At 59.6% G+C, this 24702-nt stretch carries 25 protein-coding genes; 8 read left to right on the top strand and 17 right to left on the bottom strand.

Annotated elements, in window-relative coordinates:
• Positions 1–24: 24 nt before the first annotated feature.
• The gene (locus tag WNM05_RS19450; protein WP_434630064.1) at positions 25–444 is read right to left on the bottom strand and encodes a hypothetical protein; all 420 of its coding nucleotides are present in this window, start codon (positions 442–444) and stop codon (positions 25–27) included.
• A gap of 1204 nt (positions 445–1648) precedes the next feature.
• Between WNM05_RS19450 and WNM05_RS19445 the strand changes: the two genes are divergently transcribed.
• From WNM05_RS19445 to WNM05_RS19435, 3 genes are read left to right on the top strand one after another with little or no spacing between them, the layout of a single operon-like run.
• A complete protein-coding gene (locus tag WNM05_RS19445) occupies positions 1649–2044 on the top strand; it encodes a c-type cytochrome (RefSeq protein WP_434630062.1) in 396 nt (131 codons plus the stop codon).
• Positions 2041–3432: a D-arabinono-1,4-lactone oxidase gene (locus WNM05_RS19440; protein ID WP_434630060.1), complete on the top strand. Its 1392-nt coding sequence runs from the start codon at positions 2041–2043 to the stop codon at positions 3430–3432. Before WNM05_RS19445 ends, WNM05_RS19440 begins: the two co-directional genes overlap by 4 nt.
• Positions 3429–4700, top strand: coding sequence for an alanine racemase (locus tag WNM05_RS19435; RefSeq protein WP_434630058.1), 1272 nt, complete (start codon positions 3429–3431; stop codon positions 4698–4700). Before WNM05_RS19440 ends, WNM05_RS19435 begins: the two co-directional genes overlap by 4 nt.
• Before the next feature lie 58 nt (positions 4701–4758).
• On the opposite strand, the gene WNM05_RS19430 is transcribed toward WNM05_RS19435, so the two are convergent.
• The 3 genes from WNM05_RS19430 to WNM05_RS19420 all read right to left on the bottom strand — a co-directional run bounded on the left by WNM05_RS19430 (position 4759) and on the right by WNM05_RS19420 (position 6820).
• Positions 4759–5469 carry a DUF2076 family protein gene (locus tag WNM05_RS19430; RefSeq protein ID WP_434630057.1) on the bottom strand — a complete coding sequence of 237 codons (711 nt, stop codon included), beginning with the start codon at positions 5467–5469 and terminating at the stop codon, positions 4759–4761.
• Positions 5470–5589: 120 nt separating this feature from the next.
• On the bottom strand, positions 5590–6210 hold the full coding sequence (locus tag WNM05_RS19425; protein ID WP_434630055.1) for a hypothetical protein: 621 nt from the start codon (positions 6208–6210) through the stop codon (positions 5590–5592).
• Positions 6211–6352: 142 nt separating this feature from the next.
• Positions 6353–6820 (bottom strand): GNAT family N-acetyltransferase, encoded by a 468-nt coding sequence (locus WNM05_RS19420; protein WP_434630053.1) that lies wholly within the window; start codon positions 6818–6820, stop codon positions 6353–6355.
• Positions 6821–7181: 361 nt separating this feature from the next.
• Here WNM05_RS19420 and WNM05_RS19415 point away from each other — a divergent pair, with 361 nt between their 5' ends.
• Together WNM05_RS19415 and bla are read left to right on the top strand one after the other, a co-directional pair.
• Positions 7182–8804, top strand: a complete 1623-nt coding sequence (locus tag WNM05_RS19415; protein ID WP_434630051.1) for a methyl-accepting chemotaxis protein — start codon at positions 7182–7184, stop codon at positions 8802–8804.
• A 223-nt stretch (positions 8805–9027) separates the two neighbouring features.
• Positions 9028–9909, top strand: a complete 882-nt coding sequence (gene bla, locus WNM05_RS19410; RefSeq protein ID WP_434630049.1) for a carbapenem-hydrolyzing class A beta-lactamase — start codon at positions 9028–9030, stop codon at positions 9907–9909.
• 142 nt (positions 9910–10051) lie between these two features.
• On the opposite strand, the gene WNM05_RS19405 is transcribed toward bla, so the two are convergent.
• A complete protein-coding gene (locus WNM05_RS19405; protein ID WP_434630047.1) occupies positions 10052–10465 on the bottom strand; it encodes a GFA family protein in 414 nt (137 codons plus the stop codon).
• Positions 10466–10802: 337 nt separating this feature from the next.
• Positions 10803–11732, bottom strand: a complete 930-nt coding sequence (locus WNM05_RS19400; protein ID WP_434630045.1) for an AraC family transcriptional regulator — start codon at positions 11730–11732, stop codon at positions 10803–10805.
• A 104-nt stretch (positions 11733–11836) separates the two neighbouring features.
• Between WNM05_RS19400 and WNM05_RS19395 the strand changes: the two genes are divergently transcribed.
• Entirely contained in the window at positions 11837–12574 is a 738-nt protein-coding gene (locus tag WNM05_RS19395; protein WP_434630043.1) for an SDR family oxidoreductase, read from the top strand.
• Positions 12575–13400: 826 nt separating this feature from the next.
• Here WNM05_RS19395 and WNM05_RS19390 read toward each other — a convergent pair.
• Entirely contained in the window at positions 13401–13721 is a 321-nt protein-coding gene (locus tag WNM05_RS19390) for a DUF1484 family protein (RefSeq protein ID WP_434630041.1), read from the bottom strand.
• Between the two features lie 354 nt (positions 13722–14075).
• Here WNM05_RS19390 and WNM05_RS19385 point away from each other — a divergent pair, with 354 nt between their 5' ends.
• Positions 14076–14339, top strand: a complete 264-nt coding sequence (locus WNM05_RS19385; protein ID WP_434630039.1) for a helix-turn-helix domain-containing protein — start codon at positions 14076–14078, stop codon at positions 14337–14339.
• Positions 14340–14469: 130 nt separating this feature from the next.
• On the opposite strand, the gene WNM05_RS19380 is transcribed toward WNM05_RS19385, so the two are convergent.
• The 3 genes from WNM05_RS19380 to WNM05_RS19370 are packed head-to-tail and all read right to left on the bottom strand — an operon-like array spanning position 14470 to position 16214.
• The gene (locus WNM05_RS19380; protein ID WP_434630037.1) at positions 14470–14979 is read right to left on the bottom strand and encodes a hypothetical protein; all 510 of its coding nucleotides are present in this window, start codon (positions 14977–14979) and stop codon (positions 14470–14472) included.
• The gene (locus WNM05_RS19375; RefSeq protein WP_434630035.1) at positions 14976–15290 is read right to left on the bottom strand and encodes a hypothetical protein; all 315 of its coding nucleotides are present in this window, start codon (positions 15288–15290) and stop codon (positions 14976–14978) included. Before WNM05_RS19375 ends, WNM05_RS19380 begins: the two co-directional genes overlap by 4 nt.
• A gap of 36 nt (positions 15291–15326) precedes the next feature.
• A complete protein-coding gene (locus WNM05_RS19370) occupies positions 15327–16214 on the bottom strand; it encodes a PAAR domain-containing protein (RefSeq protein ID WP_434630033.1) in 888 nt (295 codons plus the stop codon).
• A gap of 441 nt (positions 16215–16655) precedes the next feature.
• On the opposite strand from WNM05_RS19370, the gene WNM05_RS19365 reads away from it, so the two are divergent.
• A complete protein-coding gene (locus tag WNM05_RS19365; RefSeq protein WP_434630032.1) occupies positions 16656–16850 on the top strand; it encodes a hypothetical protein in 195 nt (64 codons plus the stop codon).
• A gap of 111 nt (positions 16851–16961) precedes the next feature.
• Here the strand turns inward: WNM05_RS19365 and WNM05_RS19360 are convergent, their stop codons facing one another.
• The 7 genes from WNM05_RS19360 to lysS all read right to left on the bottom strand — a co-directional run bounded on the left by WNM05_RS19360 (position 16962) and on the right by lysS (position 24685).
• On the bottom strand, positions 16962–17378 hold the full coding sequence (locus tag WNM05_RS19360) for a hypothetical protein (protein WP_434630030.1): 417 nt from the start codon (positions 17376–17378) through the stop codon (positions 16962–16964).
• A 100-nt stretch (positions 17379–17478) separates the two neighbouring features.
• Complete coding sequence (locus WNM05_RS19355; protein WP_434630028.1) at positions 17479–17949, bottom strand: hypothetical protein; 471 nt, start codon at positions 17947–17949, stop codon at positions 17479–17481.
• On the bottom strand, positions 17946–19193 hold the full coding sequence (locus tag WNM05_RS19350; protein WP_434630026.1) for a PAAR domain-containing protein: 1248 nt from the start codon (positions 19191–19193) through the stop codon (positions 17946–17948). Before WNM05_RS19350 ends, WNM05_RS19355 begins: the two co-directional genes overlap by 4 nt.
• Positions 19194–19367: 174 nt before the next feature.
• Positions 19368–19784 (bottom strand): DUF1484 family protein, encoded by a 417-nt coding sequence (locus WNM05_RS19345; RefSeq protein ID WP_434630024.1) that lies wholly within the window; start codon positions 19782–19784, stop codon positions 19368–19370.
• Between the two features lie 692 nt (positions 19785–20476).
• The gene (locus tag WNM05_RS19340; RefSeq protein WP_434630022.1) at positions 20477–21019 is read right to left on the bottom strand and encodes a DUF3916 domain-containing protein; all 543 of its coding nucleotides are present in this window, start codon (positions 21017–21019) and stop codon (positions 20477–20479) included.
• Between the two features lie 365 nt (positions 21020–21384).
• Entirely contained in the window at positions 21385–22479 is a 1095-nt protein-coding gene (locus WNM05_RS19335; RefSeq protein WP_434630020.1) for a hypothetical protein, read from the bottom strand.
• Between the two features lie 697 nt (positions 22480–23176).
• The gene (gene lysS / locus WNM05_RS19330; protein ID WP_434630018.1) at positions 23177–24685 is read right to left on the bottom strand and encodes a lysine--tRNA ligase; all 1509 of its coding nucleotides are present in this window, start codon (positions 24683–24685) and stop codon (positions 23177–23179) included.
• Positions 24686–24702: the final 17 nt, after the last annotated feature.

Here is a 24702-nt window from a genome sequence, read left to right as displayed (position 1 = left end):
CCGGCTGTGTGCGGGAGAACGGGCTCAGCGATCGTGCCAGCGATCGTCATGATGGTCGCCGCGGTGATCGTGGTGCTCGTCGCGCCAGCCTTCGTGACGGCCGTTGTCGTGATGGTACTCGTGGTAGTGCGGCACGTAGACACGGTTATACCAGTCGTCGCGGACGAAGTAGACCCGGCGGCCACAGGCGCCGTATTGGCGGCAGTAGCGGTCCCAGTGCTTCATATGGCCGGGCGGCACACGCAGATAGATCGGGGGGGCGGCGATCGGCACCGGCTGCACGATCACCGGCTGAGGGCTGACCAGCTGCGGCGGGGGATAGCCGCCGATGTCTATCTGGCCATAAAAGCCGGGTTCGCCGACACTGATGGAGACGCCGGCCTGGCTGGGCAGGCTGACAAGGGAAGCGGCGATCATCACGGCCGCGGTCATCACGTGTTTCATGGCAGGTCTTCCTTCTACGTTACGGACGCGTATTGCGCATGCTTGCACTATGGCGGCGTTTTGTTTCGTAAGCGCAAAGAAATGATAGCTACTCATTGCTATTTGTATCTGTTCATAACCGTAACAATGTGTAAAGCCGGCGATGCCGCCGGAACGGCCTATCCGTTCCGGCCGGCCTTGGTCCGGTATCGGATGGCAAGTGGCCGGCGGCAAACCGCTACCGCACGCGCAGCTTCCCGTCCATATCGGATCCGGCAGGTCTGGCCGACGCCGCTTGCGCGCGTAATCTGAATATATAAACCCTCCCGGCGGTTCTCATTTTATTTCCCCAATCGGTGGCGTCGGTTCCTTAAGACCCGCTAACAAAACCCCTGATCCTGCGTTGCGCCTCCTTGTCGTACTACTTGTACTGCCTGCGTCGGCGCGCCTTGGCTCAGGTACGCTGCGCGGTTTTGTTAGCGGCTATAAATGGGGACTGTTGCGAATCGGGCATCGGATCTGGCTTGAATCGCGCTGACAGGCAAGTCTGGATCGGCGGGAAATGGCCAGTATTCCTATCTATTAGAATTCCCCCGGATGTGCTTGCGGCTAACGGCGTGGCGAAGCTGTTTTTGGGGGGATCTTAAACTTGAATCAGATTCGATATTTCAGCGGTGGTTAACGGCTGGGCCGCGTTGCTGCGGTTTTAAATTTCCCCCTAAGTATTGGTCCAATTATTACATCAATCTCTTTTAATTTTTAAAGGGATGGCATGGAGGATTTTGTTTGCTGGAATTTTGTATCGATTGTTTTTATTTGATTGTTCTTTAAATGGCGCTTTCGGTATGGGATCCCTGTCATATCGGATGGGTTTCTTGTGTGAATCGTTGTGCTGAGAGAGGGGTTTTTGATTTTAGTCCCGCTTCAATTTCCGCATGAAGCATATCGACGCGGGCAATTTCATTCCGGTTGGCATTGTTTTTATTGAGAATTTCATGATTGCCGAATCGATGGGCAGACGATTTGTCAATGGCTTCCTGTGTACCTGGCGCTGCTGGCGCAGATCGCGATTTCGCTGACCGGCTTCCGCGCGACGAAGAGGCGCGAGGAGGAAGCCTGCGAGATGTAAATGACATTTACTGAGTTTTGGGCGATATATTAAATCAATTGTCATTTCATGACCGCGGGCGCGCCATTGCGGCATGCCGATACCTGAGGAGACGGAATGGAGACGGGCGGCTGGACGACGATGGGCTGGCGCCGCAGCGGCATGGGCCTGGCCTTGCTGGCCGCCTTGGCCGGCTGCGGCCAGGCGGACAAGCCGCAGGCCGCCGATCTGCAAAAGGCCGAAACCCTGAGGCCGGCCGACGCGGCGCTGGCCGTCAAATACGAGCGTTCCTGTCTGACTTGCCACGGCACGCCGGCCAGCCAGGCGCCGCTGACCGGTTTCGCGCCGGCCTGGGAGGCGAGACTGAACAAAGGCATGCCGCTGCTGCTGTCCCATGTCCGCGACGGACTGAACGCGATGCCGCCGCGCGGCTATTGCAACGACTGCAGCGACGAGGAGTTCACGCGGCTGATCGTCTTCATGTCCGGCGGCGGGCAGGGAGGTGCGCGATGAGGCCCGTATTCGACAGACGCGCGTTGCTGCGCTTGGGCGGCGGCGCGCTATTGGGCGCCTGGGCCGCGCGTTCGGCCGGCCCCAGGGCGGCCGCGCCCGCCGGCGCCTACCGCTGGCGCAACTGGAGCGGCCTGCAAAGCTGCACCGCGCAGGCGCTCGCCACGCCGGGCGACGAGGTCGAGCTGGCGCGCTTGCTGCGCGCCGCCGGCGCGTCCGGCACGCCGCTGCGCTGCGTCGGCGCCGGCCACTCGTTCACGCCGCTGGTCCCCACCGCAGGCAAGCTGGTGTCGCTGGACCGGATGTCCGGCCTGTTGGCGCACGATGCCGCCGCCGGCACCGCCACGCTGCTGGCCGGCACCCGTCTCGCCCAACTGGCGCGGGAGCTGGACCGGCATGGTCTGGCATTGCGCAACCAGCCCGACATCGACGCGCAGAGCTACGCCGGCGCGATCAGCACCGCCACCCACGGCACCGGCGCGCTGCTGCAGGCGCTGCACGCCGACGCGCTGGCCTTGCGCCTGGTGACGCCGGCCGGCGAGATCGTCGACTGCGGCGGCGGCCGCAACGACGATCTGCTGCAGGCAGCGCGGGTGTCGCTGGGCAGCCTGGGCGTGATCGCGCGCGCCACCATCGCCGTGGCGCCGGCCTACTATCTGAAGCGCAAGCTGTGGCTGATGCCGGTCCAGCAGATGCTGGACGCCGCGCCGGAACTGGCGCGGACCCACCGCCACTTCGAATTCTACTATCTGCCGTTCACCGGCTACGCGGCGGCCATCGTCCATGACCTCGCGCCGGCGGGGCCGGCGTCCAGGCCGGAATCGCAGGACGAGGACATGCTGCGCGAGCTGCGCCGGCTGCGCGACTGGCTGGGCCGGATGCCGTCGCTGCGGCGCTGGGTGGCGCAGAAGCTGATCGATCCGGGCATGGGCGAGCAGGCGCTCGACAAGTCGTGGCGCCTGCTGTCCACCTCGCGGCCCACCCGCTTCAACGAGGCCGAATGTCATGTGCCGCGCGAGGCCGGCATCGCCTGCGTGCGTGAAGTCATCGCGCGGCTGGAGCGGCGCGACGACGTGTTCTTCCCGATGGAATTCCGCTTCGTCCAGGGCGACGACGCCTGGCTCAGCCCGTTCTACCGCCGCGACTCCTGCTCGATTGCCGTCCATGCCGCCGCCGGCGAAGCCTGCGACTACCTGGTGGCCGACCTGGCGCCCATCTTCCGCAAATACCAGGGCCGGCCGCACTGGGGCAAGCTGCACGCGCACCGCGCGGCCGATTTCGCCGCGCTGTATCCGCGCTGGAACGACTTTCTGAAGCTGCGGCGCGAACTCGATCCGCGCGGCTTGCTGCTCAATCCGCATCTGCGCGGCGTGTTCGGGGTGACGGCGTGAACGGCCGGCGGCGGATGCTGGCCGGACTGGGCATCGCGGCGGCGGCGCTCGCCGCGCTCCGTCCGGGGACGCGCGGCGCGCCGCACGACGGTTATTTCCGCCAGATGGCCGCCGCCTTGCGCCAGGCCGACATCGCGACGCCGACGCTGGTGCTGGATCGGCGCCGGCTGCAGGCCAACGCCGGCCGCATCATCGCGCATCTGGCCGGACGGATGCCGCTGAGGCTGGTGGTGAAGTCGCTGCCGTGCCCGGCCTTGCTGAACGAGGCGGCGGCCTTGTGCGGCACGCGGCGGCAGATGCTGTTCAGCCTGCCCCAGTTGTTGGCGATGGCGCGCGGCGACCACGACATCCTGTTGGGCAAGCCGTTGCCGGCGGCGGCGGCGCTGGCCTTCTACCGCGGCTTCGCAGATGGGGACTTCCGTCCGGAGCGGCAGCTGCAATGGCTGGTCGACACGCCGGCGCGGCTGGCGCAATACCGCGAACTGGCGCGCGGCCAGAACCTGAGGCTGAGGATCAATGTCGAGATCGACGTCGGCCTGCACCGGGGCGGCGTCGCCGACGCCGCGACGATGGCGACGATGCTGGACCTGCTCGAATCGGAGCCCAGGCTGCAATGGTCGGGGCTGATGGGCTACGACGCGCACGTCGCCAAGATTCCCGACCTGCCCGGCCTGCGGGAGCGGGCGCATCGCCATGCTCGCGAAAGCTACGCCGCCTTCGCCGCGATGGCGCGGGCGCGGCCGGCCCTGTACGCGGCGGCGGGCCGGCCCTGTTTCAACGCCGGCGGCTCGCCGACCTACCGGCTCTACCACGGCGACGGCGTCGAGAACGAAGTGGCGCTGGGCTCGGCCTTGCTGAAGCCCAGCGATTTCGACACCGCGCTGCTGGACGACCTGAGGCCGGCCTGCTTCATCGCCACGCCGGTGCTGAAGGCGCTGCCCGACTTCCAGCTGCCGTACGGCGTCGAATGGCTGGGCGGCGCCGCGCGCGCTTGGGACCCGAACGCCCGCCGCGCCTACTTCATCTACGGCGGCAACTGGCTGGCCGATCCGCTGTCGCCGCCGGGGCTGTCCGCCAGCGGCCTCTACGGCACCTCGTCCAATCAGCAGGTGCTGCTGGGGTCCGGTCTGCAGCGGCTGGCCGCCGACGACGCGGTCTTCTTCCGGCCGCGGCAGAGCGAGGCGGTGCTGCAGCAGTTCGGCGACATCGCCGTCTATCAGGACGGCCGCATCGTCGACAGCTGGCCGGTGCTGCCGGCCACCGGCTGACGGGCATGAAAAAACCGCGCCGGGCGGCGCGGCGGTTCCGGTGGCGTTCGCCGTCGGCTCAGGCGTAGTTGCTGTCGTCGTCGGAGACGTAGTCGTCCTGCGAGGCGGTGTCCTGATAGTCGCCGCCGTCCTGGGCGTCGGACTCGTAGTAGTTGTTGACGGTGATGTTCTGCTCGGTCGGAACCGGCGCGTCGTAGGCCGCCGCGCCCTGGCCGCCGCCATGGCCGGAATGGCCGTCGAACAGGCTTTCTATGCCCTGCACCAGGAAGGTGCCTGCGGCGACGCCGGCCGCGGTGGTGGCCACATTGCCGAGGAAGCTGCCGACGCCGCCGCTGAAAAAGCCGGACGGTTGCGCCGGCGCTTGCTGGTAGGCCGGCGCCGGCTGATAGGCGGGCGCCGCCTGTTGATAAGCCGGCGCTGCCGGCGGATAGGCCGGCGCGGCGGGGCGCGGCGCATAAGCCGGGGCCGCGGGTGCGGCGCCCCAGGCGGCGCCGGCGTTAGGATCGAGGAAGGTGCCGGGCGCGCCTGCCGGCGCTTGGGCGCTGCGCGCCGCCTGCAGATCGGCCTGCAACTTGGCGATTTGCGCGTTGGCGGCGGTCAGCGCCTGTTCCTGCTGCATGCAGCGCAGCACCAGCAGATAGGCGGCGTCCGGCTGCTGCGCCGCCGCCTGCAGAATCGCGGCCTCGGCCTGCGGGTCCTTGGCCACGCCACGGGCTTGTACCAGTTGGGTCAGAAAGATTTGCAGCGCTTGGTTCTCTTGCGGCGTCATGATGGGCTTTCCTGGTGGCGCGGGCCGGCGGGGGCGGGCCCGCTTGAGTTTTGTAAACGCATTGTATATGCGTTTGACGCCCGGACAAGCGACGCAATCGTTACCGAATGTGGCCGGCGCTCAGTTCGGCCGCGGGCAGGCCGTGCTCTGGCCGTTCAGGCCTTCGGCCTTCAGCGAGAACGAGGCGGTGCGGCGGCTGCCGGAACCGTTGATGGTGATGACGTAGATGCTGTCGTAGTCGGTGTCCGACCAGGATGGGATGTTGGCCGACTGCTTCAGGTTCGAGAAGATCTGTTTGGCCAGCGTGACGATCTTCTTGTGCTCCCAGGCGACGAACACGGTGGAATCGGCGTAGTCCGAGCTCAGCAGCTTGGACGCCAGGTCGGCGGTCTGAGTGAAGCCGTAGCCGGTATTGACCGGCATGCCCAGGCTGATCGCCGTCGGTTCTATCGTCGCCAGCGGGCGCACATAGTAGTAATTGTTGCCGGAGTCCGATACCTGGGTGGCCGGATCGGGGGCGAAGATGGCGTCCGGCGTGCCGAAGGCGCCGGTCAGCACCTGCGGCAGCGCCAGCGCGCGGTTCAGGCCCTGGCAGGTGATCTGCCCCAGGCCCTGGGCCGGCTTCTCGCCGTGGCGGATCATCACGATGGTTTCGGTGGCGGCGACGGTGTGGGCGGACAACAGCAGCGGCAAGGCGGCCAGCGCGACGCGACGCGGCCAGTTGGACGGATGCGGGCTCATGCGGATTCTCCTGGAGTTCTGGGTGAGGCGCGCGCGCCTTCGGACCCGGAGGAGCCTTGGCCGGCGCGTCAGGGCTTTATACGGGGGTAATTTGACAATGGCATTTCAGCGGCGGCGATCCTGAGCCGCCGACCGCCTTGTCTCAGGCCGGCAGCTCGCGGCCGTAGATGATGAAGCCCTGGTGGTCCGCCACCTTGTCGTACAGCGCGCGCGCCGTCTGATTGTCCTGGTGCGTCTGCCAGTACACGCGGTTGCAGCCGGCGGCCGCGGCCTGTCGGTAGACGGCCTGGATCAGCGCCCGGGCGATGCCGCGTCCCCTGGCTTCCGGCACGGTGAAGAGGTCCTGCAGATAGCAGACGTCCGCCAGTCGGGTGGTGCTGCGATGAATGACGATGTGAGCCAGACCGGCGATGCGGCCATCGCGCTCGGCTATCAATGCGCGCATCGGCTCGCGCTCGTCGAGAAAGCGCGACCAGGTCTGATCGCTGATCGCTTCCGGCAGCGCGCTTTCCCCGTCTCGTCCGTAAAACGCGTTATAGCCGTCCCACAGCGGGCGCCAAGCGGGGTAATCGTCCTGATTGACCGGCCTGACAACAATATCCTGCGACATGCGATATCTCGTCGATTCGATAATGGCGGTGGCTTGAATTCAGACGCATCGTCCGGATTTTTTCGCCTGTCGCCGACCGGCATTATTTTAATGCAAATTGATTTTCCTGGCAGCGGTTTCGGCTGAAAGAGCCGGGTCAAAATGGTTATCGGTTTCGTGCAATTAAAAATCTTTCATGCCGGGCATTTTCTGCTTCGTATGTGTATATGCATTTCAACTTTTAAATTTGCAAGATTCTGATTTTTAATTAAATTTTTAGTTACAACGACAAGGAGCTGTGCTCTATAAACATTCAACGGCAGTCATGATATTGGCGCCGATTCGAGCCGATGGCGTCGGCAGTGTGGTGCGGGAGAAGAGAATGACCATTATCCGAAAATTGCTGCTCACGATCGTGGTGGCTTTCGTGGCCTTGGGCGCCCTGGGCGCGATGGGCTTGTATCAGCTGGAACAGGCCAAGCAGCGGTTTGACGATGTGGTGAACAATCTGGCGCCCAGCGTCCGCGATTTGAATGTCGCGACCTATGCGCTGATGGATGCGCGCTCCGCCACCACCAAGCATGCGCTGGCGACCGACATGGCGGTCAAACAGGCGGCAGAGGCGGAGGCCGGGACGGCGCTGCGCAAGATCAGCGATATCCTGGCCGTGTATGAAAAGAGCGACGTGGCCGACGATGGCGACCACAAGCTGTTGAACGCCGACAAGACCAATCTGGCGGCCTACCAGACGGCCCTGAGCCATTTCTTCGAGCTGTCCCGCAAGCCCGGCAACAGCGCGGAGGCCGGCAAGTACCTGACCGGCGGGCCGCTGAAGGAGGCCACCACCGTGTTCCGCCAGGGGCTGATCGATCATATCGCCTACAACATCAAGATCTCCTACGACACGCTGGACGCGAATACCAAGACCTACCATGGCGTGATGGGGCAGATGGGTCTGCTGATCGCCGTGGTCGTTGCGGTGCTGCTGGTCCTGGCCTGGACGCTGTATTCGACGATCAGCCGCGGTTTGAACTCCATTCAGAGCACGCTGGAAACCGTCAGCCGCAGCCACGACTTCACGCTGCGCGCACCCGTCCACGGCAACGACGAGATCGGCAGGACCTCGATCGCCTTCAACCAGTTGCTGGAAAACCTGCAAGGCAGCCTGCAGTCCATCATGACCGGGGCCAACAATGTGGCCGGCGCTTCGCAGGATCTGTCGCAGACCGCCACCCAGGTTTCGTCGGCGGCCGGGGCACAAAGCGAATCGGCGTCCAGCATGGCGGCCACCATCGAGCAGATGACGGTCAGCGTCAACCATGTCGCCGAGCGGGCCGAGGAATCGCGCAAGCTGGCCGAGAACGCCGGCGAGCTGGCGCAGCAGGGCTCGAACACCATCGCCCAGACGATAAAAGACATCCGCGAAATCTCGCGCGCGGTGGACAACGCCGGCTCCAGCATCCGCGAGCTGGAAAGCTACAGCACCCAGGTGAATACCGTGGTGGGCGTGATCAAGGACATCGCCGATCAGACCAATCTGCTGGCGCTGAACGCGGCGATAGAGGCGGCGCGCGCCGGCGAGATGGGACGCGGTTTCGCCGTGGTGGCCGACGAGGTGCGCAAGCTGGCCGAGCGCACCTCGGTATCCACTCAGGAAATCTCGTCCACGATATCGGCGATGCGCGAGCGCTCCTCCGCCGCCACCGAACACATGAACGCGGCCGAGGAGCTGGTGCGCAACGGCGTGACGCGCGCCGACAACGCCGACCAGGCCATCGCCCAGATCGGCCAGGCCACCGGCGACACCGTGCACATGGTGGCCGAGATATCGGAGGCCATCAAGGAACAGGGCAAGGCCACCAACAATATCGCGCAGCGGGTGGAGCAGATCGCGCAGATGACGGAAGAGGCATCCGCCGCCGCCCAGGAAGCGGCCAACAACGCCGTGCACCTGGACGATCTGGCCAATCAGCAGATGGCCACGCTGAAACAGTACCGCCTGTAGATGCGATTGGAACGCGACAGCCCGGCCGTCATAAAGACGGTCGGGCTGTTTTGTCAGAAAAAGGCTTAGCGGGTGTTAAGGGGGATTGGTCTTGGTCTGATGAAGCCGGAGACCAGTGGCGCGGCGCGGATGGCGCTTGTTACGGCGGTTACGTTTTCCTGGGATGAAAGCGGCTTGTCTCGCGGTCAGAATCCGCCTGTTATCACCAAACCAGGAGTGTTTTATGTCTTTTCCCCGCCGCCTGATACTGTTGTCTTGCTTTCTGTGGCCGCTGGCCGGCTTCTCTGCCACCGCGCCGGCCGCCGCCGCCGCCGATAAATTCGCCAAACTCGAAAAGGACTTTGGCGGCTCCATCGGCGTTTACGCCATCGACACCGGCTCAGGCGCGACGCTGAGCCACCGGGCCGACGAACGCTTTCCGCTGTGCAGCTCGTTCAAGGGTTTCGTGGCCGCCTCGGTGCTGGCGCGCAGCCAGCAGCAGGCCGGCCTGCTGGACAAGCGCATCGCTTACGGCAAGGACGCGCTGATTTCGTGGTCGCCGATAACAGAAAAACACCAGGCCACCGGCATGACGGTGGCGGGGCTGTGCGCGGCCACCGTGCAGTACAGCGACAACGCCGCCGGCAATCTGCTGCTGAAGGAACTGGGCGGTCCCGCCGCGCTGACGGCCTTCATGCGCTCCATCGGCGACCGCACCTTCCGCCTGGACCGCTGGGAACCTGAGCTGAACACGGCGATCCCCGACGACGCGCGCGACACCTCGTCGCCGCGCGCCGTGGCGGAAAGCCTGCGGAAACTGGCACTGGGCAGCGAACTGGCGGCGCCGCAGCGCCGCCAGCTGAACGACTGGCTGAAGGGCAACACCACCGGCGGCAAGCGCATCCGCGCAGCGGTGCCGGCGGGGTGGGAGGTAGGCGACAAGACCGGCACCTGCGGCGTCTACGGCACGGCCAACGACTATGCGGTGATCTGGCCGAAGGGGCGCGCGCCTATCGTGCTGGCGGTCTATACGAAGGGGCGGGATAAAAACCTCAAACCCAGCGACGAGGTGATCGCCGCGGCGGCGAAGGCGGCGCTGGAAGGGCTGGGCGTGGTCCAGAAGTAAGGCGATAAATCCCATAGTTAGGGTGGCGCTGAGCGAAGCGAAGCCCAACGTTCACCACAAAGTGCGACGACGGTCTCTACCGTCCGGTCAAACTGCCGGCGAACGTTGGGCTTACTTGATTCAACCCATGCGACGGCGCTCTCTAACCTTGAGCTCCGCCTTGCTTCTTGGGGAGCTCGGGATTCATGAAATCCCACGGCGCGGCGCTGGCCACATGGAAGTCCAGTTTCGGCGCGTAGCGCGAGCTGTCGTCGAGCGTGCCGGCCTTGATGCCCAGCATGCCGGGAATGCTGCCGAACCGGGCGAACAGTTGGGAGCCGCAATGCGGGCAGAAGCCTCGGCTGTGGGGATGGCCGCTGTCGGCCGTGGTTTCAAAATACTTGGCTTCGCCGGAAACGGCGACCGCTGTCTCCGGGAAAAGCATCGCCGGGATGAAGGCGCCGCCCGAGCTTCTCTGGCAGTCCTTGCAGTGGCAGTTCCCCATGAACAACGGTTCGATATCGACCGAATAGCGGATCTCGCCGCAAAGACACTGTCCTGTGTATTTCGAATTCATATTCCACTCCGTGCTGGTTGATCATGCGCGTCGTGTCGACGCGGAGCCCGGCGTCGGCGCGGGCTGGCCGGGCGTCATGCTTGATCCTGCTTGTCAGGGATGTTGATGGGAGAGAGGGGCAAACCTGCGGGGATGTGGCAGGGAAATGCTTATGCGAAAAGACTATATCCATTTGAAATTGAAGTGTGAAGCCTTTTGCGCGGGTTTCCCCATGCGGGGGGCGGCCGTTGGCGATAGCGGGAATCGCTTTGTGAACCCGGTGGCGCAGGGCGCCATACCCTAGCAGGCATGGCACCGTCGCCCTGCCATCAGCCGAGTCAATGCGGGATCGGCCCGGCTATCCGGGGCGTTGCCCTTCGGCTTGCGAGCGCCGATAACGTCCCGGGCTTTGCCCGACTATCCGTTTGAATGCGGAATGGAATGCCGCTTCCGAGCCGTAGCCGACGCTTGCGGCGACGGAGGCGATGCTCTCCCCGGCTCTCAGCGCGGCGCTGGCTTTGGCGATGCGCCAGTGAGTCAGGTAATCGATAGGCGTCATGCCGACTAGCGATCGGAATCGCTCGGAAAACATCGTGCGCGACATTGCCACCGCGGTGGCGAGCTCGTCGACTTTCCAATGCCGGGCTGCGTCGGCATGCATCAGACCCAGCGCTTTCCCTATCCTGGGATCGGCCAGCGCGCCCAGCCAGCCGGGCGTATGCGCGCTCGTCGCCAGATGCGCGCGCAGCACCTGAACCAGGACCATGCTCGCGAGGCTGACCGCGGCAAGCGATGCGCCGGGGCGGGGCGTTTCCGTTTCAAAGCGGAGCAGGTCCAGCGTCGCGCGCAGCGCCAGCGCGCTTTCCGACGCCGCCGGAATATGGATCAGCGGCGGCAGCGATCTCAGCAGCAGCGTGCTGGCGCTGGCGTCTAGAACGAAACGGCCGCCCGCCGCGCTGACCCGTTCCCCGCCCTGGCCATAGCGCACGATCCCATCGGGGCAACGGTTTGTCGCGAGCACCTGGCGGCCATCGGCAGGCGCGAGCGAGGGATCGCTGCCGGTGCAATACGGCTGCCCCTGGGTCAGCAGATAGAAATCGCCCTGCCTCAGCCTGAGCGGCGGCGAGCCGTCTTCGAACCATAGCCAGAAAGACCCGGCCAGCACGCCGCCGAACTTGATGTGCCGGTAGGCGGAAAAACGCAGCGACCAAGCGCCATGCGCCTCGAACCGCGCCGACAGCATGCTTTCGACTTTGAGCAGATGGAGGATATCGGAAAGCGGGTCCATGAGATTTCGTACGATGGATGAAGAATTTCGCTTGATAGATTATAGATTGGCCGGCATCGATAGCCGAAGATCAGCCCTCCTGGATAGGCGATAAGGAGAGCATCATGTCGGCGATCAAAGACAAGGTCGTGGCCATTACCGGCGCCAGCAGCGGAATCGGCGAGGCCGCCGCGCTGTTATTGGCGGCGCGCGGAGCGAAAGTGGTACTGGGCGCCCGTGGCGAGCATCGCCTGCGCGGCGTGGCCGAGCGGATCGCACAGGCGGGCGGGAGCTGCGCATGGGCCTGTATGGATGTCAGGCGCCGGGAGGACGTGTCGCAGCTGGTCAATCTGGCACGCGAGCGCTACGGCAAGCTGGATGTGCTGATCAACAATGCCGGCGTCGGCCCGATCTCCCCGCTCGATGAACTGCGCATCGACGACTGGGAAGATATGGTGGATGTGAACATCAAAGGGGTGCTGTACGGCATTCACGCGGCGCTGCCGGTGTTCCGCTCGCAGGGCTTCGGCCACTTCATCAATACCGCGTCCACCGCGGCGCATCGCATCATGCCGAATATGGCGGTCTACGCGGCCAGCAAGGCCGCTGTCCGCGCGATTTCGGAAGGGCTAAGGCAGGAGGCCGGCGACAAACTGCGGGTGACGGTCATCTCTCCCGGTTTCACGCGGACCAACTTCGTCGACTCGATGAGCAATCCGGCAGTCAAAGCGCAAATCACCGCCGGCATGGATGCATTCGCGATGCCGCCGGAAGCGGTGGCCCGCGCGATTGCGTTCGCCATCGAGCAACCCGCCGACGTCGATGTCGGCGAAATCATCATCCGCCCCAGCGCGCAGGGGTAGATGCAGAGGGTAGGGGGCAATACCCGGCTAGGGACGATGGGATGCAGCCATCTTCCAGCCGGGCATTGCACCGCTTTAGACCCGCTAACAAAACCCCTGATCCTGCGTTGCGCCTCCTTGTCGTACTACTTGTACAGCCTGCGTCGGCGCGCCTTGGCTCAGGTACGCTGCGCAGTTTTGTTAGCGGCTCTTAATGCCAATTCCGCCGCATTACGGCATTCGGGTGCCGAGTCCGCGATTTGCTCGCTACCGCTGGTAAGCGCTATATTTGGCAGTCTTTGGCCACCTCTATTGATGCCTGATTGGATGTGGCCATTCTTGAAATAAATTTATTTTGGTAAGAGCATATGAGCCAGAGTTTTAAATTCTTCTGCTTGCTTGTTGGAACTTTAATCTCTGCAGTTGGCGTCGTTGAGAATATTAATGCGCATAATGTAAGCTCGACACTGTCGGGTATTGTCTTCGGCATGACATCCATGATGCTTGCCATAAAGGTAAAGTTAAAAAAGTAGTATTCCATCGAAGTTGGAATATCAAAATTCAGTAGCTTGCACGTTGGGTATACCGTGCTGGCGCTTTCTGACTACACCGCGTTTTGGCGGTTGGCTATTGCGGATCAGCGTGAAGTCGCATCCATTGAATCCCCCTGAGTTTGCACGTCGGGTATTGCACCTTATCGGTGGGAAATAGGCTGAGCTGGGCGCGTAGTTTGAACGGATTCAACCGCCAGATGCAGAGTCCGATAGAGCGGGGAACATACAAGTGCATTGCTTGAGAAGCCAGGCCGCCGGGAGGCGGACCTGGCTGTTGTTTTGATGAACCGGATCTACAGCACCCGGATCAGCTGCGCCAGCGACTGCTCCATCCGCTTGTCCAGCGGTAGCAGCAATTCGTGCAGGCGGCTGGGCGGCAGGCGCACGTCGTCGTCGAGATAGTCGAGCAGATCCAGCACGGACTGCAAGCTCAGCTGGCCGTAGGCGAGATGGCAGATCGCCTCTATCACCGCCTGCTCGATGTCCTCACATACCTGGGCCAGGTGGGCAGCCGGCGTTTCGACCGGGTCCTTGCCGTCCAGTTGCGCTTGCAGGGCGGCAAGCGCCTGCCGCAACCGCGTCATCGCCAGCAGGCTGGGCGGGTACTCAGGCATTTGGCCGTGCAGCAGCCAGTGGGCGCGGGCCGGATGGCGATTATTCAGGGAAGCGGTGAGGCGGGGCCGACTACGGGTGGGTCTAGACATGGCAAACCCTTCTTTGCGTGGAGCGCTGTCGCGGTATCGCGAACACGGCTACCGGCGTCGATCAGACGGGACGGCAGTTTGCAGAGTGTCTGGTATCCGGAGCATGACGGCATAGGCGATTCCTTAAGTGGCTGCCCGTACCGGACATGACACATAATCAGCATCATGAAGATATCAATAAAAAACAAAAAGTCACTTATAGTTTGCAATTTGCAAATCATATCGCGTGGTTCTTGGGGTGGCAAGCGGTGAAGCTTGCGGGATATGGAAAACACGACTAAACCCTTGTCCGCCCGTGCGATTTTCGCCCGCAACCTGCGCATTGCCAGACGACTGCACGATGTGTCGCAGGAGGCACTGGCTTTACAGGCGGGGATGAGCAGAACCTATGTCTCGGAGATCGAGAGAGGGGAGCGCAATGTCTCCATCGACAATATGGGCGCCTTGGCCGACGCCTTGGGCGTGGCGCTGAGAGACTTGGTTGACCCGGAGATGTTCGGCGGGCTGCTGGAGAAAACAAGCAAGTAGGTGGAATATGAGACAAGCGGTGCGTCGCCCCTTCGGGGGGACGGCACCCTACGGCTCGGATCGAGTGACTTGCCGTCCCACCTGTGGCTATTTGATCTTCTACTGAATCCGATGCCGCTTGATGTCATTGCTAGCTGTTTTTTAGTGCTTCAGCGGTACAAGCATAGACGCCATCCTGGTTGATTACGGTAGCTAGGTAATCCTGTCCTTGCGTGTTCTTTCGGATACAGAACCGCACATTGTGGCGGCCATACTGTCCATCCATCCAAAATGATAGTGGTGTATTGCGAGGTAGCGATTTCGCAAGGCGCGGGTTCTTGTCTGGTGATTTGATACCATAGGGGATGCAGGAGGCCGGAGAGACAGGTAGAGGCTTTTGCCAATCCTTGAACCATGTATGCCAGATATAGCCAGGTGTGCTTTTCGACTGATTGAATACACTGATCTCCAGCCCCATGTCTTTCAGATAATCAGGCGGGGGAGACTCCAATGGTACTTTGGAGTAGAAGCATGGCAAGCCTGCCTTGATAATAACAGCAGCCACGGCATCGTATGGTTTCGACATGGCCCACGATGAGCTGATGGAGACAGCAGTCATCAGAGCGGCTAGAGTGATTTTGCACAGCGTAGACGGCATCATGGCTTCGGCTCTACTTTAGTTGTTGTCGGAACTAATGCCGGATTCTTGGGATTGGCAATAAAGTCGGAAAGGGCAAACTTCAAGCTAGGTAGCCGTGTAGTGTAGGCCATCATGCCTAGAGCCGTCGCGCCGTAGTAGTGTGCAATCAATTGTGCCTGTTGTTCCATATTGAAGTCGGACAATTTCTTTCCTTTGTCCTCGCCTGCCAGGTTGTAACGGTATGCGGGCGATGGCTGTTTTCGTGCCCCATCGTCGCGGTAACCGCCTCGCATCCATAGTGCCGTACCGGCCCGGCGGACGCTATAGCCCATCTGATACTGCCAGACGTGGCCCATTTCGTGGATAAATCAAACCTTGATGCCTGCATCGACGGAAGGCGTAGAGAAGTCGGGGAGGTAGCTTTCAGGCGGGAAGTGAATTTCCCCATTTGGCGTCATCGCATTCCCGGTACTCGCCGGCACACCCATCAAGCCACCCTTGTGGATTTTGACCATCCCATAGTCGATTGCATCCTTGAAGACAGTACGCGCCATGGCGATTTCTCCGGCAGTCATTGCACGGATGTCTGCGGGAGGTAAGGTGTAACTAACGACGGAGGCGCCGACCGACTGTGGGTTGGTCTTGACACCTTGCAGGCTAGCTTTCAATGCCGGCGCCGGAGCGCGGCCGCCTAGTTCGCAAGCATGATCGGCGGTACAAGCACACGGGTAAGCCATTTCGGGGAAAAACTCGGCATATGTGATGTTTTGGGTGATGTCGGTTTGAATCCGTTCCGTCTTGCCGGCGGAGTCGGTGCTGCCATCTCCCAGCGTGAGCGTGTAGCGGGTGTTGGCAAGCACGTTCCGGTCGGCGGTAAAGAAGCGGATCTGTTCGTCGAAAGCGGGGAGGGACGCCGCGGTGGCTGCTGCCGCGGTCATACCGGCGGTCAGGCCGTTTGAGCGGCTACCCGTTGTCGCAGTCCCGCTGCTTTCATAGTCGCGGCCGACTTCACCCATTGTCGAGATCAGCGTCGCGCCGCAGCTGACCTTGTGGCCTTCAAGCGCGACGCCTTTGCCGGCTATGGCCCATGACGGGTCGCCTTCCACGATGACGCAGTTGACGTGTCCGTTCTGAGGGCAGCTGACGGCGTCGCCGATCAGCGCGACGGCTTTGCCGAACATGGTGGTGGTGGCCGAGGCGCTGACGACCTTGCCGCCGTGACTGGTGGGGTCGCCGATGCGTATGACGCGTTTCATAAGGAGAGGGTAAAAGCAAACGGCGGATACTATTCGAAAACGCTTATGCAGCCTGCTGGCACACCGGGCAGGAGGCAGGTATGGTTTTCCGTCTACGGTGTAGGTTTCGACAGACCAAGCAGGGAGTTGGCTGGCAGGCCAGCTATTGGTTTTATGGGGAGGGGCTTACAACAGGTGGAGTCGTCGAGAGAGGGCTTCATCCATCCGTTTGTCCTGCGGCATTGAAATTCCTTTTATTCTCATAAGGCTGGCTATGAAAAAACTATCATTGTTATTATTTTCCTTCTGCTTTGTGTGGTTGTCTTTTTCTGCAGTGCTTTATGAGGTTGCAAGGCACTATTCGCCAGCAGGAGAGGATGTTGAGGTAAAACTGGTTTTTTTTAAAACATTTATTCCGACGGTAATGGTTGTATTGCTTGGGCTGTACTCAAGGAGGAAGAAATGATTGAGTTAACTATTGAAGAAGTAGAAACCGTTACAGCCGCCCGTGGCGAGTGTGCCAATCAAATCGTTGGCGCCGGCGGTGCGGGCATGGGAATGGGGGCATTGGCAGGCGGTGCCCTTGGCGCTTTATCCCTTCTTCATTCTTGTTGCCGCCTCTGGTGGGGATTACACCCTGCGGCAGAAATGGAATGATGAGCTTGCTTCCATCTGGGCGAGCCGTCTTTAGAGATTTTTCTAAGGCTTTATCGCTACTCTCGAATTAAAGAGGATTGGCTGAGCAGTTTCCTTGTGGGTCAGATTCGGTTAAGTAGTCTTTCCCCTGTGAGTTCTTCTTGATGCAAAAATAGAGACGGTTCCGACCGTACTCGCCAAACATGTCAAAATGTAAGAGGTGTCCTTGGTCAGCGGCTGTACCGTCACTTTATTCTTGTCCGGTGGCATGGCGCCGTAGGGGAGGCATGTCTGTGGTGACACCGGAGGAGTCTTTCGCGTGGTTTTGTACCAGGACTTCCACATATAACGATGTTGCGTGTCGTTGAACACTTCGGCGGATACGCCCTGGCCTTTGAGATAGTCAGGGGTCTCACCCTCGATCGGTATTTTCAAGTAAAAACATGGCTTACTATCCTTCATCACTGCGGCGGCATACGCATCGAAGGGCTTGGACATTGCCCAGCAGTTGCCCGCCAATGCCAGTCCTGCGACCAGTAGATATTTCATTTTTAATTTTTCTTCTGAAACATACTACGGCATGTGTTGACTGCCGTAGTCCGGTCTTTATATTAATATGTGCTCGAATAGATATATGGCTTTTAATTGATTATAATGGCTCAGAAAGACAACGGCCGTATTTATCTGCTTTTACTAGGTAGTCTTTATTGCTGCCAGAGTCTTTTTTCACACAAAAGTAGACCCGGTAGCGGCCATACTCGCCGGTAAGCGAAAAGTAATATCCTTCGCCATGATTTAAAGGCACTGCAAGCTTGTCGTTCCTGACGGGGGATTTCATCCCATATGGAATACAAGATTTGGGGGCGACAGGATCAACGCGCAAGCGCTTCTCCACCCACATATCCCACTTGCTGGGGCCATTTACTTTGAAGACTGCAGCATGGACACCCTCGCCAGCCAGGAAATCTGGTGTCTCTTTTTCAATTGGCGTGCTGATGTAAAAGCATGGTTTTCCATCCTTCATCAGCGCAGCAGCATCTGTATCATACAGCTTTGACATTGCAAAGCAGGCGTTTGAAAAAAACAGGGCACCAATAAGAATATATTGCTTCATAATCATGGTTCAATTGCCGTTGTTTTGGGTAGCAGGCTCGCATCTGCAGGATTGATCAAGAAGCTGGCAAGCGCGAGCCTCAAGGAGGGCAGCTTTCCTATATAGTTAGGGTAGTTCAGTATTGCTGCACCAAAGTAGTGTGACACAAGCTCGCCTTGCTGTTCCATATTGAAATCAGGCATGGTTTTGCCTCTGTCTTCGGTATTCAGATGATAGCGATAGGCCGGTGATGGTGCTCCTTTTTTGCCATCATCAGAATAACCGCCTTTCGCGCCAATCCGCATACCCGCAAATGTGACGCTATAGCCTAGCTGGTATTGCCAAACGTGAGTCATCTCGTGAATGAACCAGATCTTCACCGACTTGTCATCTACAACCGAAAAGTCAGGCTGAAATGCATCATCCGGAAAATGAATTTCCCCTTTTGGCGTCATGGCGTTGCCGGAGCGATTGGGTTGGCCGAACAAGCCGCCTCGGTGGATTTTGACCTTGGCGTAATCGATGGCGTTCTTGAACACCGTCTGGGCCATGGCGATTTCGCCTGGCGTCATGCCCCGCGTGTCTGTCGCCTTGGGCAAGGTATGGTTGACCGTGGATGAGCCGATAGCCTGCGGATTCGTCTTGATGCCACTGAGCTTGGCTTTGAGGGCAGGAGAGGGCGCGCGTCCCCCGGTCTCGCACATATGCTCTTGCTGGCAGGTGCAGCCATAGATCGTATCCGGGTAAAACTCCGCGCAGGTAATCTCGGTGGCTTTATCGGTTTGGATGCGTTCCGTCTTGCCGGCGGAGTCGGTGCTGCCTTCTACCGTGCTGCCGTCTCCCAGCGTGAGCGTGTAGCGGGTGTTGGCAAGCACGTTCCGGTCGGCGGTGAAGAAGCGGATCTGTTCGTCGAAAGCGACGAGGGACGCCATGCTGGCGGCTGCTGCCGCCACACCGGCGGCCAGCCCGTTTGATTGGCTGCCCGTTGTCGCGGTCCCGCTGCTTTCATAATCGCGGCCGACTTCGCCCATTGTCGAGATCAGCGCGGCGCCGCAGCTGACCTTGTGGCCTTCAAGCGCGACGGCCTTGCCGCCGACGGTCCATGACGGGTCGCCTTCCACAATGACGCAGTTGACGTGTCCGTTCTGCGGGCAGCTGACGGCGTCGCCGATTAGCGCGACGGCTTTGCCGAACATGGTGGTGGTGGCCGAGGCGCTGACGACTTTGCCGCCGTGGCTGGTGGGGTCGCCTATGCGTATGACGCGTTTCATAAGGAGAGGGTAAAAGCAAACGGTGGATACTATTCGAAAACGCTTATGCAGCCTGCTGGCAAACGGGGCAGGTCGTACGGACCGCTTGCCTGTCCGTTAGCTAAGCGCAGGCATTGCCGTGCAGCCAGGCCGCCGGGAGGCGGACCTGGCTGTTTGCTTTGATGGGAGAGGGGCCTATAGCACGCGGGTCAGCCGCGCGAAGGCTTCGTCCATCCGCTTGTCCAGCGGCATCAGCAGGGTCTGCAGGCGACGGGACGGCAGGTGGGCGTCGTCGCCCAGGCAGGCGAGCAGGCCCAGCACCGATTGCAAACCCAGCTGGCCGTGGGCGAGGTGGCAGACGGCCTCTATCACCGCTTGCTCTATTTCTTCGCACAGATAAGCCACATGGGCGGCCGGCAGCCGAATCTTGGCGTAGTCCCGGCTATCCAGGTGTATCTGCAAGGCGGCGAGCGCGTCATGCAGCCGGGTCATCGCCAACAGGCTGAGAGTGGGCGTGGACGTCTGGACGTGACATAGCCAGCGAGTGCTGACGGGGCGACGGTTTTTCAGCGAGACGGCGAGGTGTGATCGACTACGGGGGATGCTGGACATGGCAAAGCCCTCCTGGATAGACGCTCAAGCCTGCCACCCCGACGCCAAGCAGGGGTGGCAGGCACATGGCAGGATTGGCGTACCGATCCAGGAACGGCGCATCTATTCGATGCTCCCACCATGGCCCGCCATAGAGGACGCGCAATGGTGTACGGACGCGACAAAGCTCAGCCTTGCACGCAAGTCCGCCTGGATTCGGGACGCCAATCCCGGTGCCGCTATTGAACGGCACGGATGAGATTATCCGGCGGGAAGGCTTGTCAGGCAAGCAAATGGGGTAGGAATAGGGGTGTGCTTGGAAGCCGTACGTAGAATCCGCTGAGCGGATGATGATTTGGATTGCCGGGGCTGCCCGGCGGCGGGGAGGGGTTATTTGCCTGCTTTATAACCTCACTCGATATCCCGGCCACCCTGCAAGCCTGGCCCGCGGCTTCCCGCCGGTTCCCGTCAGGCCCGAGGCGCGGCTGAACTCTCTGCGTGCGAATCTCTCACTGGGCGAGGCGTAGCCTCGTACGTAGAGATTCGCTCAGCGATGCGCGCTACCGTCGCGGGACTCAAACAGGCAGCCGCTTAAGACCTCGGGCCTGCCACCCGGCGGCAGGCTTGAAGGGAAGGGGGCGCGTTGGAAAGGTCCTGTTGCTTTCCAAACCAAGTGATGAAGTTGCGTTGCCAGCATTAGCTGATGGCTTGTTCTATCGTTTGTTCACTTCGCCAATGTACCAGTATTCAGAAACGTATGGATTTCCATCGTCATCGATATTGGTACGTAGCACACCTAGCTCAAAGAAACTCTCAGGAATGGATAAGTTCCATTCTTTGGCTAGGCTTCTACCTTGGATTATTTCTTTTTCTCCAAGGTAACTTTTTCCTGCCGATGTATGTAAGTTGAAGTAATTTTCATCCGAAAAGATACAAAGTTCACTGATGAACATGTCTGGTAAGGCTATTGTGCACGTAACGCGAAAATCAGTTGCTGTTGATGGTTTTGCAAGGAAAATGTGGTGCGCTGCATTGATAAGGTTTTGAGCGCATTGGGCTTGTAATTGCCTTTTGGCTTGCTTTCCTTGGACAAGGCTTTCATGCACGGGTATTTTGTAATTCCAATATTTGTCCTGCTTTTTCAGGCCGTCAGGAAAATATCCATGGAATGATTTTCCCCAGTTGGATAGCGCTCGTAAACGCCTTGGAATGCCGCGTAGTTTTTTATTGCTGATAGAGATTTGACGTGTAGTCATGTTTGTAACTTGGCTGATTGTTATATTGCAATAGGTAGAATCGAACCGACTTGCCCCTATCCCATCAGTGCAAGCCGACTCCGAAGTCCTTTCCAAGGTTTTAAGCCGCCTCCTGTTTGAGCGGGGCGACGTTAGCGCCCCGCGAGTTTGGCGGCGCCTTGGAAAGGGCTTTGGAGTCGGGGTTTCGCAGCGCTGTTGGGTCGCCTTTTCTTTCGTCCATTTCTTTTGGCGAAGCAAAAGAAATGGACCCGTTTTGCCGGGCGGAACCGGCACCTAAATATCTGTCCGCGGAGCGGACACAAACCAATCCGTATCGCACGGTAATCGTTGAGCTTCGCTTGGCTCAACCCAACCTATGGTCCTGTTCAATCAGGCTTGAGCATCTCGCGCAAAATAAATCGTCCACGTTCTGCTAATGACGGAGAGGAGTCTAATGCTAGTTGCTCCGCAAGAGCTAAGGCAGCATTGCCGAGTCTGTCTATATTACGAATAAGTATTTCGCCAGCTATGCGCCTGACTATTGGCGAACGATCAATAGAGGCGGATTGCAATGTTTCCAAGAATGGTGTGTCGATAGTTAAAGCTCGATTACATAGTATGGGATTGAATAGACCTTTACCATAGTGCTTATCGATCCATTTCCATTCTCTGCCAGCACACCAAGTAATCTTTCCCTCCAGTAAGCAGCGATAGGCTTTTGCTCGAACAGATGGTTGTAAGGCTTTTTTTGCAATGTCGTTGAGGTAGCTGTCGAACGCACTTCTGCGGCCTAACTGTGTCAGCACAGAGGCCATTGGACCAGAAGTGGCTGATATGATTTTTGTTTTTAGGGATTTACCTACCTTATCGATAGAGGCTATGTCCAATAAAACTTTCCTGTCCTCTTCTTCTATGCGTCCCCAAGAGACCCAATGCGGTAAGGTGGCACATAGAAAATCTGCTACAAATTCTGGATTTGTATTTTCTGCTATGGTGGGCAGTCTTTCACGGGCAGCCTCTCTAACCTTGGGAGCCCAGTCATTAAGCCGACGCATGGCAATAGCAAAGAAAATAGCATTGGGGGCAGGGCCAAGCGGAGCGCGTAAAGCTTTTTCTCGCTGAAATCCATTTTCATGGCATAAATCTAACCAAGTTAAAGGATGGTAAGCTATTTTTGTCGTGCTTGGATGAAATGCGGTAGATGTTTTTAGTATTTCATAGTAGCCCCGGCGGATAGTTCTCTCTATGCTTTCCAAGTTTGTTAGTGGGAGGTTTGATGTCGCAGTTAGCAGTAGTGAAATATTAATTGAACTGGTGCCATTTTGGGAAATGGTTTTGGGAAGTTGTCTTATTGCCAATAGTAATTCTTTTTCATGACTCTGTTGGTGTGACATTAAAGTTTTTTTCTCGTTAAGCCGTGAGGCAGTTTTGCCTGATAGGCTGTTTCTCGATTTGAATAGCTTAAATTGCCATATTTTCAATAAGATATGCTTAAGAATGGTTTTTTTCCTTTCTATGGGCTTTTAGTCATACCTTTCAGCTAAACCGAACTGACTTGCTCTTACACTCCATCAGCGCAAGCCGGCTTCGAAACCCTTTCCAAGGTTTTAAGCTGTCGCCTGTTTGAGCGGGGCGACGTTAGCGTCCCGCGAGTTCGGCGGCGCCTTGGAAAGGGCGTTGGAGTCGGGATTTCGCAGCGCTGTTGGGTCGCCTTTTATTTCGTCCATTTCTTTTGGCGAGGCAAAAGAAATGGACTCGTCCAGCCGGGAGGAACCGGCACTTAATTATTTGTCCGAGGAGCGGACACAAAACCAATCTGTATTTCACGGTAAACGTTGGGCTTCGCTTGGCTCAGCTCAACCTACGGTCCTTAATTATCTGTCCACGAAGCGGACACAAAACAAATTCGTGCTACTCGGTAAATGTTGGGCTTGTTTTTTATAATGGAGGCGGCAGCTAATAATTTTCCCGCGCCATGAATAACATGGTAGTTCATTGATGAATACAATCTGCACTGCTACGAATTTAATTCAAAACCAAAAGAAGTTGGTCAGTTGATGGTGCCTTTAAATTGTACGGCATAATTTTTTAAAATAAAAATTACAATCAAAGAATAAGAAAAAGCCGCCCACCTTGCAGTGAGCGGCTTTCTCATCAGCCCAGTGTCTGGACTAAATCTTACTCCGGACGCATATGCGGGAACAAGATCACATCCCGGATAGACGGCGCATCCGTCAACAACATCACCAAACGGTCGATGCCGATGCCGCAACCGCCGGTCGGCGGCAGGCCGTATTCCATCGCGCGGATGTAGTCGGCGTCGTAATGCATCGCCTCGTCGTCGCCGGCGTCCTTCTGCGCCACTTGCGCCTGGAAGCGGGCGGCCTGGTCTTCCGGATCGTTCAACTCGGAGTAGCCGTTGGCGTGCTCGCGGCCGACGATGAACAGTTCGAAACGCTCGGTCAGGCCCGGCTGGGTGTCGGAGCCGCGCGCCAGCGGGGAGACTTCCACCGGGTAGTCGATGATGAAGGTCGGGTTCCACAGCAGGGACTCGGCGCATTCCTCGAACAGCGCCAGTTGCAGGCTGCCCAGGCCCGGCGCCGGCGGCAGCTTGCCGCCCAGGCGCTTGATCTCGCTGGCCACCCAGGCGGAATCGGACAGCTGGGCGTCGGTGTATTGCGGGTTGTAGTGCTTGATCGCCTCGACGATGGTGAAGCGGTCGAACGGCTTGCCCAGGTCCACTTCCTTGCCCTGGTAGCTCACGGTGGTGGAGCCGCAGGAGACCAGCGCGCATTCGCGGATGATGGTTTCGGTCATCTCCATCATGCGCTGGTAGTCGCTGTAGGCTTCGTAGAACTCGATCATCGTGAACTCGGGGTTGTGGCGCGTGCTCATCCCCTCGTTGCGGAAGTTGCGGTTGATCTCGAACACGCGTTCCAGGCCGCCGACCACCAGGCGCTTCAGGTACAGCTCCGGCGCGATGCGCAGGTAGAGCGGCATGTCCAGCGCGTTGTGGTGGGTGACGAACGGTTTGGCCGACGCGCCGCCCGGAATCGGGTGCATCATCGGGGTTTCCACTTCCAGGTAGCCTTCGCCCACCATCACGTCGCGGACCTTCTGCACGATCTTGGAGCGCTTGATGAAGGTCTCGCGGCTTTCCTCGCTCATGATCAGGTCGGCGTAGCGCTGGCGGTACTTGGTTTCCTGGTCGGCGATGCCGTGGAATTTCTCCGGCAGCGGACGGATGTTCTTCGACAGCATGCGCACTTCGGTGGCCTGCACGGTCAGTTCGCCGGTCTTGGTCTTGAACAGCACGCCCTTGACGGCGACGATGTCGCCCAGGTCCCAGCGCTTGAAGTCGGCGTAGACGTCCTCGCCGACGTTGTCGCGGGAGACGAAGGCCTGGATGCGGCCGCTGACGTCCTGCAGCGTGGCGAAGCTGGCTTTGCCCATCACACGTTTAAGCATCATGCGGCCGGCGACGGCGACTTCGATTTTCTCGGCTTCCAGCGCCTCGGCCTCTTTGGCGGCGTGGTCGTCCTGCAGCGGTTTGGCGAAGTGGCTGCGTTTGAAGTCGTTGGGGTAGGCGATGCCTTTTTCGCGGATCGCCTGCAGTTTCAGGCGGCGTTCCGCCATGATCTGGTTTTCGTCTTGGCTTTGCGCCTGTGCTTGTTCGTGATCAGACATGATGACTCCGTGCCGGG

It is taken from the genome of Chromobacterium sp. CV08 (assembly GCF_051129845.1).
GTDB lineage: Bacteria > Pseudomonadota > Gammaproteobacteria > Burkholderiales > Chromobacteriaceae > Chromobacterium.
Note: the sequence above shows the minus strand (reverse complement) of the source record. Positions and strands in the feature narration are given on the sequence as shown.

What these genes read in the sequence shown, in the direction of transcription:
- WNM05_RS19445 (WP_434630062.1), top strand. Translation starts at nt 1,649, where the DNA reads ATGGAGACGGGCGGCTGGACGACGATGGGCTGGCGCCGCAGCGGCATG.
- WNM05_RS19350 (WP_434630026.1), bottom strand. Translation starts at nt 19,193, where the DNA reads ATGAAACGCGTCATACGCATAGGCGACCCCACCAGCCACGGCGGCAAA.
- WNM05_RS19365 (WP_434630032.1), top strand. Translation starts at nt 16,656, where the DNA reads ATGATTGAGTTAACTATTGAAGAAGTAGAAACCGTTACAGCCGCCCGT.
- WNM05_RS19440 (WP_434630060.1), top strand. Translation starts at nt 2,041, where the DNA reads ATGAGGCCCGTATTCGACAGACGCGCGTTGCTGCGCTTGGGCGGCGGC.
- WNM05_RS19420 (WP_434630053.1), bottom strand. Translation starts at nt 6,820, where the DNA reads ATGTCGCAGGATATTGTTGTCAGGCCGGTCAATCAGGACGATTACCCC.
- lysS (WP_434630018.1), bottom strand. Translation starts at nt 24,685, where the DNA reads ATGTCTGATCACGAACAAGCACAGGCGCAAAGCCAAGACGAAAACCAG.
- WNM05_RS19405 (WP_434630047.1), bottom strand. Translation starts at nt 10,465, where the DNA reads ATGAATTCGAAATACACAGGACAGTGTCTTTGCGGCGAGATCCGCTAT.
- WNM05_RS19380 (WP_434630037.1), bottom strand. Translation starts at nt 14,979, where the DNA reads ATGATGCCGTCTACGCTGTGCAAAATCACTCTAGCCGCTCTGATGACT.
- WNM05_RS19375 (WP_434630035.1), bottom strand. Translation starts at nt 15,290, where the DNA reads ATGGGCTATAGCGTCCGCCGGGCCGGTACGGCACTATGGATGCGAGGC.
- WNM05_RS19425 (WP_434630055.1), bottom strand. Translation starts at nt 6,210, where the DNA reads ATGAGCCCGCATCCGTCCAACTGGCCGCGTCGCGTCGCGCTGGCCGCC.
- WNM05_RS19340 (WP_434630022.1), bottom strand. Translation starts at nt 21,019, where the DNA reads ATGACTACACGTCAAATCTCTATCAGCAATAAAAAACTACGCGGCATT.
- WNM05_RS19430 (WP_434630057.1), bottom strand. Translation starts at nt 5,469, where the DNA reads ATGACGCCGCAAGAGAACCAAGCGCTGCAAATCTTTCTGACCCAACTG.
- WNM05_RS19360 (WP_434630030.1), bottom strand. Translation starts at nt 17,378, where the DNA reads ATGAAATATCTACTGGTCGCAGGACTGGCATTGGCGGGCAACTGCTGG.
- WNM05_RS19385 (WP_434630039.1), top strand. Translation starts at nt 14,076, where the DNA reads ATGGAAAACACGACTAAACCCTTGTCCGCCCGTGCGATTTTCGCCCGC.
- WNM05_RS19415 (WP_434630051.1), top strand. Translation starts at nt 7,182, where the DNA reads ATGACCATTATCCGAAAATTGCTGCTCACGATCGTGGTGGCTTTCGTG.
- WNM05_RS19390 (WP_434630041.1), bottom strand. Translation starts at nt 13,721, where the DNA reads ATGCCTGAGTACCCGCCCAGCCTGCTGGCGATGACGCGGTTGCGGCAG.
- WNM05_RS19395 (WP_434630043.1), top strand. Translation starts at nt 11,837, where the DNA reads ATGTCGGCGATCAAAGACAAGGTCGTGGCCATTACCGGCGCCAGCAGC.
- WNM05_RS19400 (WP_434630045.1), bottom strand. Translation starts at nt 11,732, where the DNA reads ATGGACCCGCTTTCCGATATCCTCCATCTGCTCAAAGTCGAAAGCATG.
- bla (WP_434630049.1), top strand. Translation starts at nt 9,028, where the DNA reads ATGTCTTTTCCCCGCCGCCTGATACTGTTGTCTTGCTTTCTGTGGCCG.
- WNM05_RS19370 (WP_434630033.1), bottom strand. Translation starts at nt 16,214, where the DNA reads ATGAAACGCGTCATACGCATCGGCGACCCCACCAGTCACGGCGGCAAG.
- WNM05_RS19345 (WP_434630024.1), bottom strand. Translation starts at nt 19,784, where the DNA reads ATGTCCAGCATCCCCCGTAGTCGATCACACCTCGCCGTCTCGCTGAAA.
- WNM05_RS19355 (WP_434630028.1), bottom strand. Translation starts at nt 17,949, where the DNA reads ATGATTATGAAGCAATATATTCTTATTGGTGCCCTGTTTTTTTCAAAC.
- WNM05_RS19450 (WP_434630064.1), bottom strand. Translation starts at nt 444, where the DNA reads ATGAAACACGTGATGACCGCGGCCGTGATGATCGCCGCTTCCCTTGTC.